Source organism: Nostoc sp. DSM 114159 (genome assembly GCF_053470285.1).
Genome location: NZ_JBPFEH010000001.1, coordinates 1,534,804 through 1,552,415, shown reverse-complemented (window position 1 = coordinate 1,552,415; position 17,612 = coordinate 1,534,804). Strand labels below are relative to the sequence as shown.

Below are 17,612 nucleotides of genomic sequence, written 5' to 3'. Positions count from 1 at the left end.
GGATTTTTTGACAGTACCAGCTACGGAAACAATTCTCATGCGTGTCACTATCTGTGGTCATGCTGCTTTATACATCGAAACGATCGATCAACGCATCTTGCTCGATCCATGCTTTTCGGATACACTCGTCAAGGGTACGCTTACGTACTATCCTGGTCGAGTATTTGAGTTAGACAAACTGCCAAACTTAACAGCTTTGGTGGTAACTCATGGACACTTCGATCACTTTCACCTAGAAACGCTCGAGAAACTGCCGCGCGAACTGCCCGTAATTACTGCGGATGAACCGGCATTAATCGAACAGGTGCAAAAGATTGGGTTCTCAAAAATAATTATCTGTCAGCCTTGGCAAGCGATCGCCCTTGGACAAACTTACTTGCTCCCCACGCCTTCAGACCACGAAGAACCGGAGTTTGGGCTGTTAGTTCGAGATGCAACTGGCACATTCTGGCACATGGCAGATGCAGAAGTAACGGCGGAAATTGGCGAACGAATCACCCAAGAATACGGTGCGATCGATCTAATTTCCACCAAATATCAACCAGTAGTGCGTGCCAGCATGGGCTATCAGCACGGTATGGGAGCAACCTTCGATCGGCAAGGGGTAGTTAGTTGGTTGGAAGCAGCGTGTGCTTGCAACCCTGCGTTGGTTTTCCCTTATGCTTCCGGTCTGTGCTTTAGCGGTCGCCACGCCTGGTTTAACCGCTATGCCTTTCCCTTAAGTTCAGAAGAAACAGTTCGTTTGTTGCAGCGTCGGCTTGGTTCCCCAGAGCGAGCAATAACGGTGCGTCCTGGTGATGCGATCGAGCTGCGATCTGGGCAATCTCCGCAGCGACACGAACAGTCATCTGATTTTGTTCGGGCAAAGCCATCTCCTGAATTGCGTTGGGAACCAATCGATATCAGCACTCTTACAGGATTGTCCACACCTGAAGAACGGCGTACTTTGCAACGAAAACTGGATGCATTGCTGGCAGGATCTTTTATTTCATGGCTCAAACAAAAAGTCAAACAAGCTGATAGCAGTTGGGCTAGTTTCCCCGCCGAGCAAGTTGTTTGGCAGTTGGTGGTTCATGCTGGAGATGGAGAACGGCTAAATTATGCCATTGATTTCCGCTTAGAGGATTTTTCCGTGTTAGCGGGTGAGCATCCAGAAGCAAACTTCTTTACCCACATCGCCGGACAAGCTGTTGACGATGTGATGACGGGTAAAATGCCAGGGCTAATTTTTTGGCTGGCGGGTGAGGCTCGTAGTTATGAAAAGGTCGTTTGTGTACGCAATAATCGTTTCGAGTCTCCTAAGTGGCCGAAAACACCCGAAGATTTTCCATCAGACCCACTTACTTACTATCTGCGTCATTTTGGCACTGGAGAAACTTCTCTCGTTGAGTCGGAATTGGCTGATGGTGAGTTGGAGAAAGCATCAAATTCCCTTGAAAGTAGCGATGATATTCAAATTCTCACCCGCTTAGGTGAGAACGAAGAAGTGATGAGTAAAAAAGTCCTACTGGCTTATTTAGCAGTTAAAGAAGCAGAGCGTTTGGGGCTGAAGATTTCTGATGCGGAAATTCAAACAATGTCTGACTGCTTTCGAGAGCAGTTTGATTTGCTCGATGGCGAAGATACAGAGCAATGGTTAAGGGAAGCAGGATTGAGTCTTGAGGGATACTCAGCTGTAATGCGAGATTTTACCGCAGTAGTGAAGTTGGAGCAACATTACACTAAGGCGATCGCGCCACTGCTCACCAATCATCGCCGCGTGGCTACAGCGAGATATGCCCGCTCACGACGAGATATCAACGATTGATGAATCATCCCAGCAAACAATTTGAGCTTGCCCCCGTTGGCATCTTGCGGGCTGCTGCTTGGCCAATTGAGACTATTCAAAGTTTTGGCAATCAAGAACTCGCAAGCCTAGCGTTAGCAGCCAGCCGTACAAAGGATGCTGATATCTGGAAAGAATATGCAACAGCCTATCAACAGGTGCATGAAGACGATCGCCAGCAGCTTTGGCAGATGACCGCAGCAGATTCATGGTTTATGAAAGCCCTGCTGTTATCTAATCCGTCCCTGGTTACGGAGGTGCAGCGTGTAGCTTTCCCAAGGCAGGGAAAACGGACTAAAAAAATTCGCCATCTGGAGACGGCGCTGTATCGTTACCTAGCGCGGGCTGCGGGACGAACGACACCTTATGGTTTATGGGCTGGTGTGAGTTTAGTTGAGTTTACCAAGGCAGCACAGCATAATCATGCAGAAGCTCAGTATTCATTTACACCCGATCTCCGCCCTTTTCAAACAATATTGCGATCGCTAGCTCAACGTTCAATTTATCGTCAAAGTGCAACTTGGCGATTGAATCCTACCTTGAAGCGACAAGCAGATGGTTCCTGGCGGTTTTGGGGACGCACTTCAGATGGGTTAGTTGAGCAGCGCGAAATCGAGTCTCAGGAAATTGTAGACATCCTCTTGGAAGAACTGACGAAATTGGAGCTAGGGACATTAGACGAACTAAGCAAAACAGTAGCAGCCTCACCTCGTTGGAACCATGCAGCCCAAATACAAGATATTCTACATCTCTTAATTGATGGAGGTGTGCTTTTAGGCGGACTCGATCTGCCCCAGCGATTTGAAAATTGTTGGGAAGCATTAGCAGTTGTGGCAGACAAGCTGATTGAGCCAGATCGCTGTCTTTGGAACAGTGCTATTCAAGAACTGCATTCCCTTTGCGATACTCTGGCGGCAAAGCTTGATTTTATATCTCTAGATGCACTTACAGATTATCTACAACAAGCAAAGATTTATATCCAAGAACTCGCCCAAGCCCTTGGTGTTTCACTCGTTCAGCTATCCGATCTAGTGCTGCACTGTGATTTGGGGCTACCGTTCCGCATTGGCATCGATGAGGCGCAGCAAAACATTTTACTGCAAACACTCGCAGACTACGAGCGTTGCTGGATTCAGGGTGCGAGTCCAGCTTCGGCAATGCGGATGGGGTTTCGCGAACGACTGAAACAGGAATTTGCGGCGGGTATTGCACTTGGCGATCTCAAATCCACCCTGGTTTCCGAAATGAGAACGGCTCATCGCCACCCGGAAGCGATCGCTCGGTTGGAGGCGTGGGAGCGATCGCTGTCGCAAAATCAAGAGGTAGTCGTTCTCGAATCTGGCAGTAATTCGCCAAAGTCCGCTCTTTCCACAGCCCCTTTCGGTTGCTTATTCGCGGGTCTATTTGAGTCTTTCCAAGTGGTAGTTCACGGGATTAGTGACGATCCGGTGCCAATCTTTGCCCGATTTCAAGACTTACTCAATGGAAATAATTTATTATATTCTTGGTTTCAACAGAGGCTTGACTGTTTAGCCAGCCAACATCAAATTCAGGTTGCAGAATTACAAAGTCCCTTTGAGCCAAACCCAAATGTTTTAGCTCGTCCCAATTTCAATATTCTTCCTATTGAGTTGTGGGGCGCGAGTCAAGATAGTTTATCCCTAGTCGATGCAGAAATTTTTCTAGATCCAAAAACACAGTTGCCATTTTTAAAATTGCGATCGGCTTCGCTAAAACCTGTTGCAGTGTTTTGGTTTTCATTGGCTGCGGTTAATGCTCGCGACCCCATCTCTGAGCAGTTACTTTGGACTACCTTTCAAGATAACCCGATGGCAATCTTTCGCGCTGCCACAGTGCCGATGCAGATTGAACTGACTGTACCTCGTTTTACTCCTCGTATTCAGTTACCAAAAGAAGCGATCGTCCGTCCTCGGCGGACAGTTTTGAGTGGGCAAGTCTTAGCAGAACTCGCCCAATTGACTGGAATAGAGCGCTTTGCCAGATGGCAGCAATTAGCTGCTGAGTATGGCTGGCCGATGCTGCTCAATTTGCAAATAGAGGATAAGCCTTCACTGCTTTTACATCGGGACAGCCCTTTAGCCCTAGAGTCCTTTTTCAAAAAAGACTTACAAAAACACACCCGATGGTTAATTGTAGAAGAGTTAGTCAATCAACCTTGGCTAGTTGATTCTAAAGGGCAGCATTATATGGCAGAACTTGCCTTACCCTTTGCCCGCACCGAACATGGGTGGTCATCGCGTAGAGATGAAATGTCGATTATGAAGGTGGCTGGCTGAAAAAGAAACAGGACTTAGGAAAATCGAACCGCAGAGGACGCAGAGGACACGGAGGAGAATAAGAGTTTTAGAGATGTCTTGCGTAAGTTCTAAGAAAGGAGGAACAGGCGTACAGCTTGGTATTTCGTGCTTTAGACCTAGCGTGTACACACAAATCTTTTAGAGTTACTGTGTAACGTAGGGTAAATTAATTTTTGCAGGTCGATGCAATTAAGGTGCAGGTCGATGCAACTAAGGTGCAGGGCGATGCATTAAAGGTGCAGGGCGATGCATTAAAGGTGCAGGGCAATGCATCAAAGGTGCAGGGCAATGCAACTACGGTGCAGGGCGATGCCAATACAGTTTGGTTAAGGTTTTTTGATTGAGATTCTACATAACAAAGACGCGATAAATCGCCGTCTCTACAACAATCAATTCTTTGTAGAGACGGCGATTTATCGCGTCTCTTGCTTAACCGAACAGGTCGATGCAACTAAGGTACTTGTGTGTACACCTAAGGTACTTTAGATCAGGGCTAATCTTAAATTGTAGACTTTTAATTTTTAATTATTAACTTGCTTATGATACGTCAAAGATTAAGCAGCAACATTAAATTTCAACTCATCTATCAGGACGAAACCAAGTTTGGTAGTGCTGTGACTGGACAATGTGACAACACCATCCGTCGCTACTGCGCCAGCATCACAGCACACCGTAGTCGATATGGTCTTGCAAATGTGGTGGTTCATGCGCGTGAATTACTGGCACAGACAATGGTTTCGGGTGGTCTGGCGGATTTGTATCAGCGTCCTAATATCCTTTTGGAAGATTGGCTATATCCCGATCCTAAAGCCGTTAAACCCGTTGCCCTTGAGCTGGAACGCAATATTGGCGAAACTATCGTCATCCCAAAATTATCTTCCAATCTCCTATCTGAGCTTGCTTTGTATCTGGGAGAATGGCAACAAGGAAGTAATGCTCCAACTACAACCATTGCTCGCGAGTTATGGAACGCATTGGGTGATTATGGCGCACTGGTTGAAGTCAACGAATTATCCGTCAAGCCGCAACTAGGCCAAGCCACTTTTGTCGGTCACTCCACCCTCCGGCTCAGTGATGGCAACTTTAGCATTCTCTTCGATCCATTTCTGTTACCCAAGTCTGAAGTTTATCCGCCAAACTACCAACCCCTCAGCTTAGAGGAAATGGGACAACCCGATGCAGTATTTATCACCCATTCTCACCCCGATCATTTTGATTTAGGAACCTTGTTGCGAGTTGTTGCTAACACACCAATCTTTGTTCCCGAAGTGAAGCGAGAATCTGTACTGGCAATTGATATGGCGTTGCGGCTGCGTCAGCTTGGATTTGAGAATATTCACACATTACGCTGGTTTGACGAAACTCGAATTGGTGGAATGCGAGTGATTGCCCTGCCCTTCTACGGGGAACAGCCAACGGTTGCTCAAGCCCTCCACCCAGAGATTCGCAATGAGGGCAACACTTACCTGATTGAGTATTGCGATCGCCGTGTTGCGCTCACCGCAGATTCAGGGAGTGACTGTCTAGGAGATGTCAAAAAACTCGCAGCCGTAGCCTTAGAGCGTTATGGTTTTCTTGATACTTTATTTGGTGGATATCGAGGTTTTGGACTGTATCCGATTCAGTATCTCTTTTCATCAGTCGCTCGCTATCTTCCTTTTGTGCCGGAGAACAGCTGGCAAGTCCGCCAAAAGATGATGTGCGATGCCGATGATTTAATTGATGTAGCGGAAATTTGGAATGCCAAACGAATTGTACCGTACTCTGATGGCGGTGCGCCTTGGTATTGGCAGCGCGGTCTTGGCCCTTGTCTTGATGGATCGCAAGCACACATTATGGCAGTCGATCCAACCCCAGAGCATGTTTGCCAGGTAGCAACTGTGCGCTCTGGAACCCGCAAAGATGGAGCGATCGCTTCTCCTGTACCGATTTGCTTGCTTCGCCCTGGAGATGCCCTTGCGTTTGCCCAAGAGGATACGCAAGTAATTCAAAACCAATCTTGGCCATATTCTATGATTATTGACAACTAAAGTTATTCCAAAAATCGATTCAGGTAGCGTTATCCTTGATGTAATGCGATGTCTGGCGACAAGCCGCTTCTCTACGAGAGGCTTTGCCAACGCGTCTGTGCCAATATCTAAAATGTGAGCTAGCTATGGATACCGTAATTACACCAGAAAGAATCGAGTTACCACCTGGCGCAGTGTTGAAGCTTTTGGGAGATTGGAAAGACTATCAAGTATTGAGTCAGCAACTAGGCGATCGCTCCTCGCCTCGCATTAAATATCGCAAAGGAGAAATTTTACTGATGGCACCGCTACCAGAGCATGGAAGAGATGCGAGTTTGCTAGCAGATATTGCTAAGGTTTTGCTGGATCATTTAAACCGTGCATACGAATCATTTACGCCCATTACCATGAGCTTGCCAGAAATTAGTGGTATTGAACCAGACTTTTGCTTTTATATTGAAAATTCCAGAGCAGTAGTAGGCAAAAAAAGAATTAATTGGGAGTCAGATCCACCACCAGATTTAGCAATTGAAATAGATGTGACAAGCTACACTGACGTTAATGATTTCTTGCCTTATCGAGTGCCAGAAGTTTGGATATTAAAGAATAATCGGTTATTAATTTATCGATTGCAGGGAGAAAGTTATGCACTTACAGAAAGCAGCTACTTTCCTAACGTCAGAGAAATTGTGCAGCAATGTCTCCAAAGAGCTAATGAACAAACAACAAGTGAAGTCATTAAGTGGTTAAGGAACTATTTACATGGACAACAGTAAGAGCGTCATTACGAATTACGAATTATTATAATCCCTTCGATTTCCGAAACTCCTGGACAACATCTTTAACATTACGTAATTCTCCTTCAACTAAATAGTTTAATTGCCGCATTTCATCTGCTGAAATCTTGCCAGCGAGGGAAGCGATCGCTGTTCTTAATTCGGGATATTTTTTTAAAGTTTCTTGTCGAACAATTGGTGCAGCTTCATAAGGAGGAAAATATTTTTTATCGTCCTTTAGCACCACTACATCCAAGCGGGAAATCTGCCCATCTGTGGAACTACCCGCCACCATATCTACTTGTTTTTGAATCAAAGCACGATACACTAAACCCAAGTCCATAATTTGGGGAGGTTTAGCAAAAAGTAACCCATAGGTTTTAGCTAATCCCGGAAAACCATCTTCCCTTTCCAAAAATTCATAGCCAAAACCGCCGCGCCACTGAGGTGTATATTGAGAAGCTTGGGAGAGAGTTTGAATATTGTTACGCTTGGCATCTTCACCCCGGATAATCATCGCAAAAGTGTTTTCAAAACCCAAGGTTGGCATGACTTCTAAATTAAATCGCTGGGCATAAATTTGTTTTAACTTCTGATAAAGTTCTTTAGGGTCATTAATTGCTTTTTGCTTTAAAATTCCAGTAAAAGATGTGCCTGTGTACTCAATATATGCATCAATTTTTCCAGAAGTAATCGCACTATGACAGATAAAAGAACCACCCAAACGGAAGCGACGATCTACTTTTAAATTAGTTGTCGCCTCAATTTGCTGTGCTAATAGTTCACCTAAAATATCTTGCTCGGTAAAATCTTTGGAAGCAACAACTATATTACCACTGCTACTACTATTTAAATTCGGCGTGCAGGCAGCGATCGCCAATAACAAGGCAAAACTCAAAAAGCAAAGTGTGAAAAATCTCTTCATTAATTTTTAATTTTTAATTTATTCTCTATCCAGCCAATTACAAAGTCAGCCAATAATGCAATTACTGCCGCCGGAACTGCACCAGCTAAAATTAACTGATCGTTTACTACTGATATGCCGCGAAAAATAAATACTCCCAAACCACCAGCCCCAATTGCCGCGGCAATAGTTGCAATACCAATGGCAATTACTGTTGCGACTCGCACACCTGCTAAAATTACTCCCATTGCCAAGGGAATCTCAACTTGCAATAACAATTGTCTATCTGTCATTCCCATACCTCTCCCAGCTTCTCGAATAGCTGGATCGATGCTAGTTATACCTGTGTAAGTGTTACGAATTATCGGCAGCAAAGAATATACAATCAGGGCAACAATTGCTGGTACTGCACCAATGCCGCCAATTATGGGAATAGGAATGAGTAAGCCAAACAGCGCCAAACTGGGAATAGTTTGGAAAATATTCGCGATGCCAAGAATTGGTTGACGGAGATAAGTTTTACGTGTAATTAAAATACCTAATGGAATGCCTACAAGGATGGCAATTCCAATGGCGATGCCTACTAAAAAGAGGTGTTCTAGAGTATGCTGAAGAATTTCTGGGGCATACTTAACCAGGAAGAAATTTTTCATAAAGTATCTTGCAGGGAACGCAGACATTCGAGAAAGGCGAGGCTTTCTGGGTGTTGCGATCGCATAAATTCATCTTTTGTCCCCAATACTATCAATTTTCCGCCAGACATTAAACCAATTCTCGATGCCAACACAAAGGCTTCTTGAATATCATGGGTGACGAAAACAACTGTTTTGCCTAACTCTTGCTGCAAATGCCGAAACTCTTGTTGCAGTTCGAGGCGCGTAATTGGATCGAGTGCGCCAAAGGGTTCATCCATCAACAACACCGGCGGATCTGCTGCTAAAGCCCTGGCTACACCGACTCTTTGCCTTTGTCCTCCCGAAAGTTCGTGCGGATAACGTGTGGCGAATTGTGCTGGTTCTAAGCCTACCAATTGCAACAGTTCATAAACCCGCATTTTAATTTGTTTCGGTTGCCACTTTTCTAAAGACGGGACTAAACCAACATTGCGTTCGACAGTGAAATGGGGAAATAAACCAATTTCTTGAATGACGTAACCAATTTTTCGCCGCAGTTTAATTTCATCCCATTCAGTTGTGGGAATACCATCAAATAAAACTTCGCCTTGTGTAGGTGTAAATAGGCGATTGATCAACTTCATTGTCGTGGTTTTACCGCTACCACTGCGCCCAAGTAATACCAGTGCTTCTCCTTGGCGAATGGTGAAATTGAGGTTTGACACCAATGGGCGATGATTGCGGCTAAGGGTGACATCGCGGAATTCGATGGCGGTTTGGTTATTTTGCGGCATGAGTGGCTTTTGGTATAGGCATATATCACATTATTTGTTGATTTTGCTATTATGCTAACGCCTGCGTTGACCTATTCAGATTTTGGCGCTACTGCTAAGAATTGCCTTAAGGCTTTACAGTAGGGAAAAGATCGGAAAGTACAGACAGTAGAAAGCAATAGGTACAACAGTTGGTAATAACTATATTATGAACTCGTTTGAAAGTATAACAATTCAAGGATATCGTCGCTTGTATAATGTACAAGTTGATATGCATGAACGACCCCTGACGGTGATGATTGGTGCTAATGGTGTAGGTAAAACCTCTCTGTTAGAAATTTTTTCACTTTTAGCAGCATCAGCAAATGCTCAACTAGGAACCAAAATTTCCGAATTGGGTGGACTGGGTGATATTATGACGCGCGATCAAGCTAGAAGTATAACAATTTCCTTGTCCATGAGTGTGCCTGGTTATGCACCACTCGACTACTCGCTAGAAGTTGCTCCTAAAGGGTTAGCATATGAAATTGCTTTAGAAACACTTACTCAACAAAACGATCGCCATGCATCAGAACCCTTTAAACACATTGACTCTCGTGGTTTAGATGTTAAATATTTTAATACAGAAGATCAAAAGCTATTGCGCCCAAATTGGGATCATAATCCCTTAGAAACTTCTCTTGCTCAAGTTCCCAAAATGTACCAAGAGCCAGAAAATCTGCGAAAAAGATTAGCTTCTTGCACTTTTTATGGAGCATTAAATGTTGCTCCTAAAAGCCCAGTTCGTTTACCACAATCAATGCGTCCAGTGACCTTACCAGGTTCTCATGGAGAAGATTTAGTTTCCTGTCTTTATTATTTGCGAGAAACTGACTCAGAACGATTTGAAATTATTGAAGATACCCTTGCTGCTGCATTTACAGATTTTGAGCGTTTATCGTTTCCGCCAGTAGCAGCAGGAACTTTAGCAATGACTTGGAAAGACAAAAATTTTTCTAAGCCTCTTTATATGCACCAGTTGTCAGAGGGGACTTTACGATTTCTTTGGTTAGTAACACTGCTGCAAAGTCCAGATTTAACTGCTGTCACTCTTATTGATGAGCCAGAAGTCAGTTTACACCCAGAATTATTAAGACTATTAGCTGATTTAATGCGCGAAGCTGCCCAACGAACTCAGCTAATTGTGGCAACCCATTCAGATAGATTAATAAAATTTTTAAAACCTGAAGAAGTTCTAGTTTGTGATTCTGAGGATGGTTTAACAACTATGAATTGGGGTGACTTTTTTGATTTAGAAAAATGGCTAGAAGATTATAGTTTAGATCAAATTTGGGCGATGAACTTAATCGGTGGTCGTCCATGAGAATAGCAATTTTAGTTGAGGGTGCAACAGAAAAAGCTTTTGAGCCGATTTTACGAGATTTCCTGAAGTCGCGCTTGCAACAAAAAATGCCTAAACTTCAGTTTATACCTGATGATGGTCGGATTCCCAAAGAAGAAAAACTCAGGCGTAAGGTTGAGAATTTACTGACAGGGAGAGATGCTTTCAATGCTGTGATTGCACTAACAGATGTTTATACAGGAACCAATGATTTTCAAGATGCAGCAGATGCTAAAGCAAAAATGAAAATGTGGGTGGGGAATAACCCAAATTTTTATCCCCATGCAGCGCAGTATGATTTTGAAGCTTGGCTACTACCTTTTTGGCCAACTATTCAAAAATTGGCTGGACATAATAAGTCAGCACCAAGGGGATTACCTGAGCAGGTGAATCACAATAAACCTCCGTCATATCATATTAAAGAAATATTCGAGTTAGGTAAAAAACGCAGTTATAGTAAAACTCGCGATGCTGCCAAGATTTTAAAAAACAATAATCTAATGGATGCAGTCAATCTGTGTGCTGAATTAAAGGAATTTTTGAATACTATTCTGTCTCTTTGTGAGATTGATTTGATTCCATGACTGAACTGCCTCAATTAAACGGCTCGCGTTAAATTAGTCTGAGTGGTGATTTTCGCCAAAGTAGGGAGTACCTAAAGCTTTCGGGGGTGTAGATTTCCCCAGCTTACCCACTAATGCCAATAAAGCGATCGCATAAGGTAGCATGACTAAAAATTGGTAAGGGATATTTGCCCCTAATGCCTGAATTCGCAGTTGTAAAGCTTCTGTAGCCCCAAACAGCAAACAAGCTAAAGCACTACCAAAAGGATGCCATCTGCCAAAAATTAATGCGGCGATCGCAATAAATCCTTTACCTGCACTCATCCCCTCGGCAAAAAATCTTACTTGTACCAGAGTTAAATAAGCACCTCCTAAACTTGCAAGAGTGCCACTGATCGCTACAGCGATATAACGAACAAATGGTACGGAAATTCCTGCCGTGTCAGCAGCTTTCGGAGATTCACCCACTGCCCGCAATGTCAGCCCAAAGCTAGTTTTAAATAAAATGTATGTAGTTAAAATAACTAAGATAAATAAGAAATGTACTAAAATATCTTGCTGAAATAGTAGCGGCCCAATCAGGGGAATATTAGCTAAACCAGGAATCATAATTGTCCCAATTCCAGGTAACTGCTGCGTACTACTGCCATTAAACACTAATCGAGCTAAAAACGATGTTAACCCAGCTGCGACAAGATTAATTGCTAGCCCAGATACCAATTGATCGACACGCAAAGTTACACACAAAATAGCATGGAGTAGTCCGACTAATCCCCCCGCAATCAAGGATGCAAGGATACCAAGCCAGGGATTGCCGGTGTAGAAAGTGGCAGCAGCACTAGTAAAAGCACCTGTAAGCAACATTCCTTCTAAAGCGATATTTAACACCCCCGATCGTTCCGAGTACAATCCTCCAAGGGCTGCAAATGCTAAGGGGACGGCTAAACGTAAGGTAGCTATTAAATAATCAGAGAAGAAGTTGAGATTATCCATAGAGTTATACCATTGTAGAGACGCGATTCATCGCGTCTTTACCCAAGGATATGTTGCAATCATTAATTGAATTGGTAGTATTTTTTTTAAACGCAGAGGAACGCAGAGGGAAGCGCAAAGTATTGCAGAGTTTTCTTTGTGTTCCTCTGCGTTAAACCTTTGCGTCCCTTTGCGTTTTTACTCTTATTTCTCTTTCGACTGCCAAACCGATCGCAATAAATAACACCATAAACCCCTGAATCGCGTAAACTACAGTTACCGGGACACCTGCACTACGCTGCATCACATTTGCACCACTGCGAAGCGCTGCAAAAAACAAAGAAGTTAAGACTACACCGACTACACTACCACGACTTAAAAAAGCGATCGCAATGGCATCAAATCCATAACCTGGGGAAACTTGTTCAAATAGCCGATATTTCAACCCCATCACCTCGCAACTTCCAGCTAACCCAGCGAAACCACCCGCAGCAGCCATCACCAGCATAATGGTACGTTCAACTGATATGTGGGCATAACGGGCGGCAATTGGGTTAAATCCCACTGCTGTAATTTGATAACCTAGAGGCGATCGCACTAACAATACCCATAAAATACCTGCGGCAATTAAACCGAATAAAATACCAGCATGGGCCAGGCTTTGGGGTAATATAATTGGCAAACGCGATGTCTTAGCAATTAATGGCGAATAAGGACTAGGCGCACCTGTTGCCATTAATGGGTTTTGGACGAGGTAACTAACTAAATTCACGGCGATATAGTTGAGCAACAATGTAGTAATTACCTCATTTACTCCACGCATTGCTTTGAGATAACCAGGAATCCAACCCCAAACTGCACCAAAGAAAAATCCTGCTAAAAGTGCTAAGGGGATATGAATCACCGCAGGTAATCCTTGCACGTATAACCCAATTAAAGTACTTCCCAACGCACCCAGATAAATTTGTCCTTCTCCACCGATATTAAATTGCCCAGCCCGCAATGCTATTAATACGCCTAAACTAGCGAACAATAGCGGTGTCATTTTGGTGAGGGTGTTACCAAATCCAAAGTAGGTAGAGAGAGATTCTTGAAATAAGATGCTGTATGCAGTGATGGGATTTGCCCCAGCAATTAGCATCAGGATAGCACCGACGATCAGGGCGGAGGCAATGGCAATTAGCGGTGATAGGATTGGTAACAGGAATTTCATGCGATTACTTGCGATCTTTAGGTTTGGAGATATGATTTTTTATGCAGTTCATTCACTCCTCAAAGTTGAATCAAATTGAACAATTCATCAGACATCTATCAGGTTAATTTTGTTTTGAGTGTTCTGCTGATTTTGAAATGCTGCAATCTCATCAGCAGTTAAAGTCACAACCTTACCATTTTGCATAATACTAATTGATTGCCCAAGCTTACGATGTCTTTCAATCGCTGCTGCAATTGCGGCTTTGACTCCAGCATCAATTTTGCTTGATAAAAGCTCTAATTCTTGTTCAGCCATTTTCCTGTCCTCTGATTTGATTCCAAATTGCATTTTTATAAACAACTTGTTGTTGACCACGACAATACTCAGCTACTAACTTAGTATCATTGTTACAGTTATCATAGATAATCCAGCGATCGCACAAAGATAAGTATAAAGAAATCAAATTTCTTCGCCCTTGTTGGTAGCGTCTACGAATAACATATTCTGGAATCGAGTGTCCACCACTAGCAACCCTTGCTGCTACTCGTTCTACTGCTAAGTCAACGCTTTGTAACCAAAAGTATATCAAGTTAATTGTGTAGCCTTTTGCTTTACAATCAATAATAAAAGGTGCAAAACTTCTAGCTGCTAGCGTCGTTTCAAAAGCAAAATCACTACCGGAATTAGATAATGTCCGCAATCGCATAATCATTAATCTTCCTGCTTCTATAGCCATTGAATCGGGATTTAATGGAGATAGTCCAGCAGCAATAGCATCTGCATTTACGTATTCAAAACAGTCTAGAAAATTTGGTAACAAACTCATCGATACGGTGGTTTTTCCTGAACCATTTGCACCACCGATGATATAAAGACTCGGCATTTTACTCTCTGGGTGTGCCCCCAGCCATCAACAAACCAATATCTTCTACCTTCGCCGTAGCTGCATCCAAAATAGCCACAAACTCACCTCTGTAGATTACAGCAATGCGATCGCTCATCGCCATCACTTCTTCTAACTCAGTAGAAATATACAAAATTGCGGCACCGCGATCGCGTTCTGTTAAGATTCGAGACTGCACGGCTAGTGTCGCGCCGACATCTAACCCCCTGGTGGGTTGCATGGCGATAATTAAAGCTGGTGTTTGCGCCAGTTCTCGCGCTAACACCACTTTTTGTTGATTTCCTCCCGAAAGCTGACTTACCTTGATATCAATGCTATTCGCCCGAATGTCAAACTCTTGCATTGCAGCTTGGGCACGATTTGCGATCGCTTCTGGTTGTAACAAAAAACGGCGACAAAATGGCAGATATTTAAAAGCTTTTAAAATCAAATTTTGGGCGATGCTAAATTGCAACACCAATCCCATTGTCTGCCTATCTTCTGGGATATAGCCCACTGAAGAATGTTTGGACTTAAACTCAATTTTACCCTGTTTAATAGTTCGCACAAGAGCGATGTCTGCGACGGGCTTTGCCAACGCATCAGCTAATTCTCGCTGTCCATTGCCATCGACACCAGCAATTCCTAAAATTTCTCCCGCCCGCAGTTCAAAAGATACGTTATTTACAGCAAGAATATTTCTTTCATTAGTAACTTGTAAATTTTGCACCGATAAGATGATTTCTCCTGGTAATGTCGGACTTTTATTTAACTGTAAAGCTACTTCCCGTCCTACCATCAATGTTGCTAACTGCTGAGGTGTCGCCGCTTCAGTTGATGTTGTTCCTACTACTTTTCCCTGACGCAAAACTGTGACTGAATCACAGAGATTCATTACCTCTTCTAATTTATGACTGATAAAAATGATTGTATTCCCTGCGGCTGCTAATTGGCGCAAAATAGCAATCAATGATTCTACTTCTGGCGGTGTCAAAACTGCTGTAGGTTCATCAAGAATCAACAACTTTGCTCGACGGTAGAGAACTTTCAGAATTTCTACGCGTTGTTGTGCCCCAACAGATAAACTTTCAACTTTGGCAGTGGGGTCAATTTCTAATCCGTAAGCTTGGGATAAGGCGGCAACTTCTTGCTGTTTATCTTGTAGATTTAACCGCCAGGTTTTCTCCATCCCTAAGATGATATTTTCTGTAACAGTCAATTGCGGTACAAGCATGAAGTGTTGGTAAATCATGCCAATGCCCAATTTAATTGCCTCATTTGGTGAGGGAATTTTTCTTGGTTGTTCTTGAAGATAAATCTCACCAGCATCAGGTTGATAGAGTCCAGTAATAATATTCATTAAAGTACTCTTACCTGCGCCATTTTCCCCTAGTATTGCATGAATAGTTCCAGATGCAACAGAGAGGTTGATATTGTCGTTAGCAACAAAAGACCCAAAGCGTTTGGTAATATTTTGTAAGCGTAAATAGTTCATGTTCACAAAACTGATAGTTCGTTGAGGACTGTAGTATACCTCTTGCAAAATTTCCTAACATCCACCCCCAACCCCTCCCCTTGGTAAAGCTAAGGTGTACACACAAGTCAGATCCAGTTTTTAGGGATAAGCCCCCATTGTAGAGACGCGATTCATCGCGTCTAAAATACTGGCGCATTAGACAGACGCGATAAATCGCCGTCTCTACAAAGACAATTATTCCTGTTTTTAATATAGTCTGCTAAACCTACGTTGTTGCTTTCTTCACACAGCGCGTATCCTTACCAGCCTCTTTGCAATCTTCAAAAACGATTTTTTTATTAACAATCTCTTGCTTTGCATTCAATACCTTTTGCTTAACTGCTTCCGGTATGATTGCTCCGAATTGCCCTAAAAATAATATCTCTGCTCTTTCTAAACCAATTGTATATATTTGTCCTTTGATTTGTTTTTGTTTAGCTAATTCTGCTATGTAAGCAATAGCTAAATCTAAGCGTTTGACAGCGCTGGTTAAAACAGCTTTTGGTGCAACATCTAATTGATCCTTGGTGTTACCAAAAGCATATACTCCTTTTTCACCTGCTGTTTGTAAAACTGCGGCTGAGGCATTATCTAACCATTGATAGATGACATCAGCCCCGGAAGAAATTAATGCCAGAGTCGCTTCTTTAGCTTTAGCAACATCATTCCAATCACCTGTAAAAGTAGAGGTAATTTGGATATTTGGTTTAACAGACTTTGCGCCTAATTCAAATCCCCGCAGTTCTCCCTCAGTAGCAGGAAACTTCTCTCCAGCAATATAAGCTAATTTATTAGATTTAGTCACAGAAGCACCGATAATGCCGCACAAATAACTAGCTTGTAAGTGATCTATTCGTAAAGAAGCAATATTCTCAGCTTTGAGATTACCATTTACTCCCACAAAAAATGTGTTGGGGAACTGTGAAGCGACTTGTTCAATTGCGGCATCAAATTGTCCGCCATGCGCAAAGATGAGATTGTAGCCTTTACGAGCAAAATCTGTTAATACTTCTGTTTGATCTGCTTGTGCTACTTTTTCGACATAGGCGGTTTGGGCGCCTAACTTTTGTTTTGCTAGATTGATTCCTTCATAACCAGATTGATTCCAGCCTTTATCGGTAATCACTCCAGGGAGAGCGATCGCTATTTTAAATCCTTCAGCACCACCCTTTGTTATCGCTGTTGGTGGCGTTTGATTACTACAAGCTTGCAGCAGGAAGCTGGTACCAAACCCTGCTGAACCAAGCAAGATAAATTCACGCCGACTAAAGTTTGTTGTCATATCTCGCCTTCAGATAGCTATTTGAGTTATTTCAACACTCTAAAATCGGAGGTGGTACTTTGGAAACAATTTCTCTGGGATTTATTAAAGACGCGATAAATCGCCGTCTCTACAATAATTAGTCTTTTGTACACACGGCGATTCATCGCGTCTATTGCATTTTATGCAGTTTTAGCATTTTCATCAGATGCTTGTTCTGCAACATTTTTCAAGCGGCTCGATCTGATTTTGCGGATGCGATCGCTATAGCGAACACCACCCGCCATTTCATATTCGCGGCTGTCTTTGCCGTACTTGATACCAACCACCATCAGCATCTTCTCAGAAAGTTGACTCAAGTTTTTTTCCATCTCTTCAATTTCAGTTTTAGAAGAGTCAACTACAGACAGAGCAGTATTATAAACATCAATTTTGCTGCGTAACTGGTCGATTGACTCAACTAATTTTTCTAGACTATAATCTTCATCAAATTTGACGCTTGGAACAATCGATTTCAGTCCGGCGGATCTTAACTGAGCTTTTTCTAAAATGCGGGATGTGCGTTTTTTACGAGACATAAAACTACTCCTTTAAAATTCTTATAGAGCTAGCTTGCCTCAAT

Annotated in this window: 17 protein-coding genes; 7 read left to right on the top strand and 10 right to left on the bottom strand. The window is 43.0% G+C overall.

Annotated elements, in window-relative coordinates; genetic code table 11:
- Nucleotides 1-37 precede the first annotated feature (37 nt).
- The 5 genes from ACR5KR_RS06200 to ACR5KR_RS06180 all read left to right on the top strand — a co-directional run bounded on the left by ACR5KR_RS06200 (nucleotide 38) and on the right by ACR5KR_RS06180 (nucleotide 6,928).
- A complete protein-coding gene (locus ACR5KR_RS06200) occupies nucleotides 38-1,807 on the top strand; it encodes an MBL fold metallo-hydrolase (RefSeq protein ID WP_448265847.1) in 1,770 nt (589 codons plus the stop codon).
- Nucleotides 1,807-4,122, top strand: a complete 2,316-nt coding sequence (locus ACR5KR_RS06195; protein ID WP_448265846.1) for a lantibiotic dehydratase — start codon at nucleotides 1,807-1,809, stop codon at nucleotides 4,120-4,122. Before ACR5KR_RS06200 ends, ACR5KR_RS06195 begins: the two co-directional genes overlap by 1 nt.
- 194 nt (nucleotides 4,123-4,316) lie before the next feature.
- The gene (locus ACR5KR_RS06190; RefSeq protein WP_448265845.1) at nucleotides 4,317-4,487 is read left to right on the top strand and encodes a hypothetical protein; all 171 of its coding nucleotides are present in this window, start codon (nucleotides 4,317-4,319) and stop codon (nucleotides 4,485-4,487) included.
- Nucleotides 4,488-4,682: 195 nt separating this feature from the next.
- Entirely contained in the window at nucleotides 4,683-6,173 is a 1,491-nt protein-coding gene (locus ACR5KR_RS06185; RefSeq protein WP_448265844.1) for an MBL fold metallo-hydrolase, read from the top strand.
- Nucleotides 6,174-6,298: 125 nt separating this feature from the next.
- Nucleotides 6,299-6,928, top strand: coding sequence for a Uma2 family endonuclease (locus tag ACR5KR_RS06180; RefSeq protein ID WP_445627307.1), 630 nt, complete (start codon nucleotides 6,299-6,301; stop codon nucleotides 6,926-6,928).
- A gap of 25 nt (nucleotides 6,929-6,953) precedes the next feature.
- Here the strand turns inward: ACR5KR_RS06180 and ACR5KR_RS06175 are convergent, their stop codons facing one another.
- The 3 genes from ACR5KR_RS06175 to ACR5KR_RS06165 are packed head-to-tail and all read right to left on the bottom strand — an operon-like array spanning nucleotide 6,954 to nucleotide 9,240.
- A complete protein-coding gene (locus tag ACR5KR_RS06175) occupies nucleotides 6,954-7,853 on the bottom strand; it encodes a glycine betaine ABC transporter substrate-binding protein (protein ID WP_448265843.1) in 900 nt (299 codons plus the stop codon).
- Nucleotides 7,853-8,485, bottom strand: coding sequence for an ABC transporter permease (locus ACR5KR_RS06170; protein ID WP_445627309.1), 633 nt, complete (start codon nucleotides 8,483-8,485; stop codon nucleotides 7,853-7,855). Before ACR5KR_RS06170 ends, ACR5KR_RS06175 begins: the two co-directional genes overlap by 1 nt.
- Complete coding sequence (locus tag ACR5KR_RS06165) at nucleotides 8,482-9,240, bottom strand: ATP-binding cassette domain-containing protein (protein WP_448265842.1); 759 nt, start codon at nucleotides 9,238-9,240, stop codon at nucleotides 8,482-8,484. Before ACR5KR_RS06165 ends, ACR5KR_RS06170 begins: the two co-directional genes overlap by 4 nt.
- A 187-nt stretch (nucleotides 9,241-9,427) precedes the next feature.
- Between ACR5KR_RS06165 and ACR5KR_RS06160 the strand changes: the two genes are divergently transcribed.
- A complete protein-coding gene (locus ACR5KR_RS06160; protein WP_445627311.1) occupies nucleotides 9,428-10,582 on the top strand; it encodes an AAA family ATPase in 1,155 nt (384 codons plus the stop codon).
- Nucleotides 10,579-11,184, top strand: coding sequence for a DUF4276 family protein (locus ACR5KR_RS06155; protein ID WP_448265841.1), 606 nt, complete (start codon nucleotides 10,579-10,581; stop codon nucleotides 11,182-11,184). The genes ACR5KR_RS06160 and ACR5KR_RS06155 overlap by 4 nt, the downstream gene beginning before the upstream one ends.
- Nucleotides 11,185-11,217: 33 nt before the next feature.
- Here ACR5KR_RS06155 and ACR5KR_RS06150 read toward each other — a convergent pair whose 3' ends face one another.
- The 7 genes from ACR5KR_RS06150 to ACR5KR_RS06120 all read right to left on the bottom strand — a co-directional run bounded on the left by ACR5KR_RS06150 (nucleotide 11,218) and on the right by ACR5KR_RS06120 (nucleotide 17,568).
- Nucleotides 11,218-12,156 (bottom strand): ABC transporter permease, encoded by a 939-nt coding sequence (locus ACR5KR_RS06150; RefSeq protein WP_448265840.1) that lies wholly within the window; start codon nucleotides 12,154-12,156, stop codon nucleotides 11,218-11,220.
- A 151-nt stretch (nucleotides 12,157-12,307) separates the two neighbouring features.
- Complete coding sequence (locus tag ACR5KR_RS06145) at nucleotides 12,308-13,348, bottom strand: ABC transporter permease (protein ID WP_448265839.1); 1,041 nt, start codon at nucleotides 13,346-13,348, stop codon at nucleotides 12,308-12,310.
- A gap of 87 nt (nucleotides 13,349-13,435) precedes the next feature.
- A complete protein-coding gene (locus ACR5KR_RS06140) occupies nucleotides 13,436-13,645 on the bottom strand; it encodes a hypothetical protein (RefSeq protein WP_445627314.1) in 210 nt (69 codons plus the stop codon).
- A complete protein-coding gene (locus tag ACR5KR_RS06135) occupies nucleotides 13,638-14,213 on the bottom strand; it encodes a zeta toxin family protein (RefSeq protein WP_448265838.1) in 576 nt (191 codons plus the stop codon). Before ACR5KR_RS06135 ends, ACR5KR_RS06140 begins: the two co-directional genes overlap by 8 nt.
- 1 nt (nucleotide 14,214) lies before the next feature.
- Complete coding sequence (locus ACR5KR_RS06130; protein WP_448270104.1) at nucleotides 14,215-15,708, bottom strand: ABC transporter ATP-binding protein; 1,494 nt, start codon at nucleotides 15,706-15,708, stop codon at nucleotides 14,215-14,217.
- A 247-nt stretch (nucleotides 15,709-15,955) separates the two neighbouring features.
- Nucleotides 15,956-17,011 (bottom strand): BMP family protein, encoded by a 1,056-nt coding sequence (locus ACR5KR_RS06125; protein WP_448265837.1) that lies wholly within the window; start codon nucleotides 17,009-17,011, stop codon nucleotides 15,956-15,958.
- 161 nt (nucleotides 17,012-17,172) lie between these two features.
- The gene (locus ACR5KR_RS06120) at nucleotides 17,173-17,568 is read right to left on the bottom strand and encodes a hypothetical protein (RefSeq protein WP_229471082.1); all 396 of its coding nucleotides are present in this window, start codon (nucleotides 17,566-17,568) and stop codon (nucleotides 17,173-17,175) included.
- Between the last annotated feature and the right edge of the window lie 44 nt (nucleotides 17,569-17,612).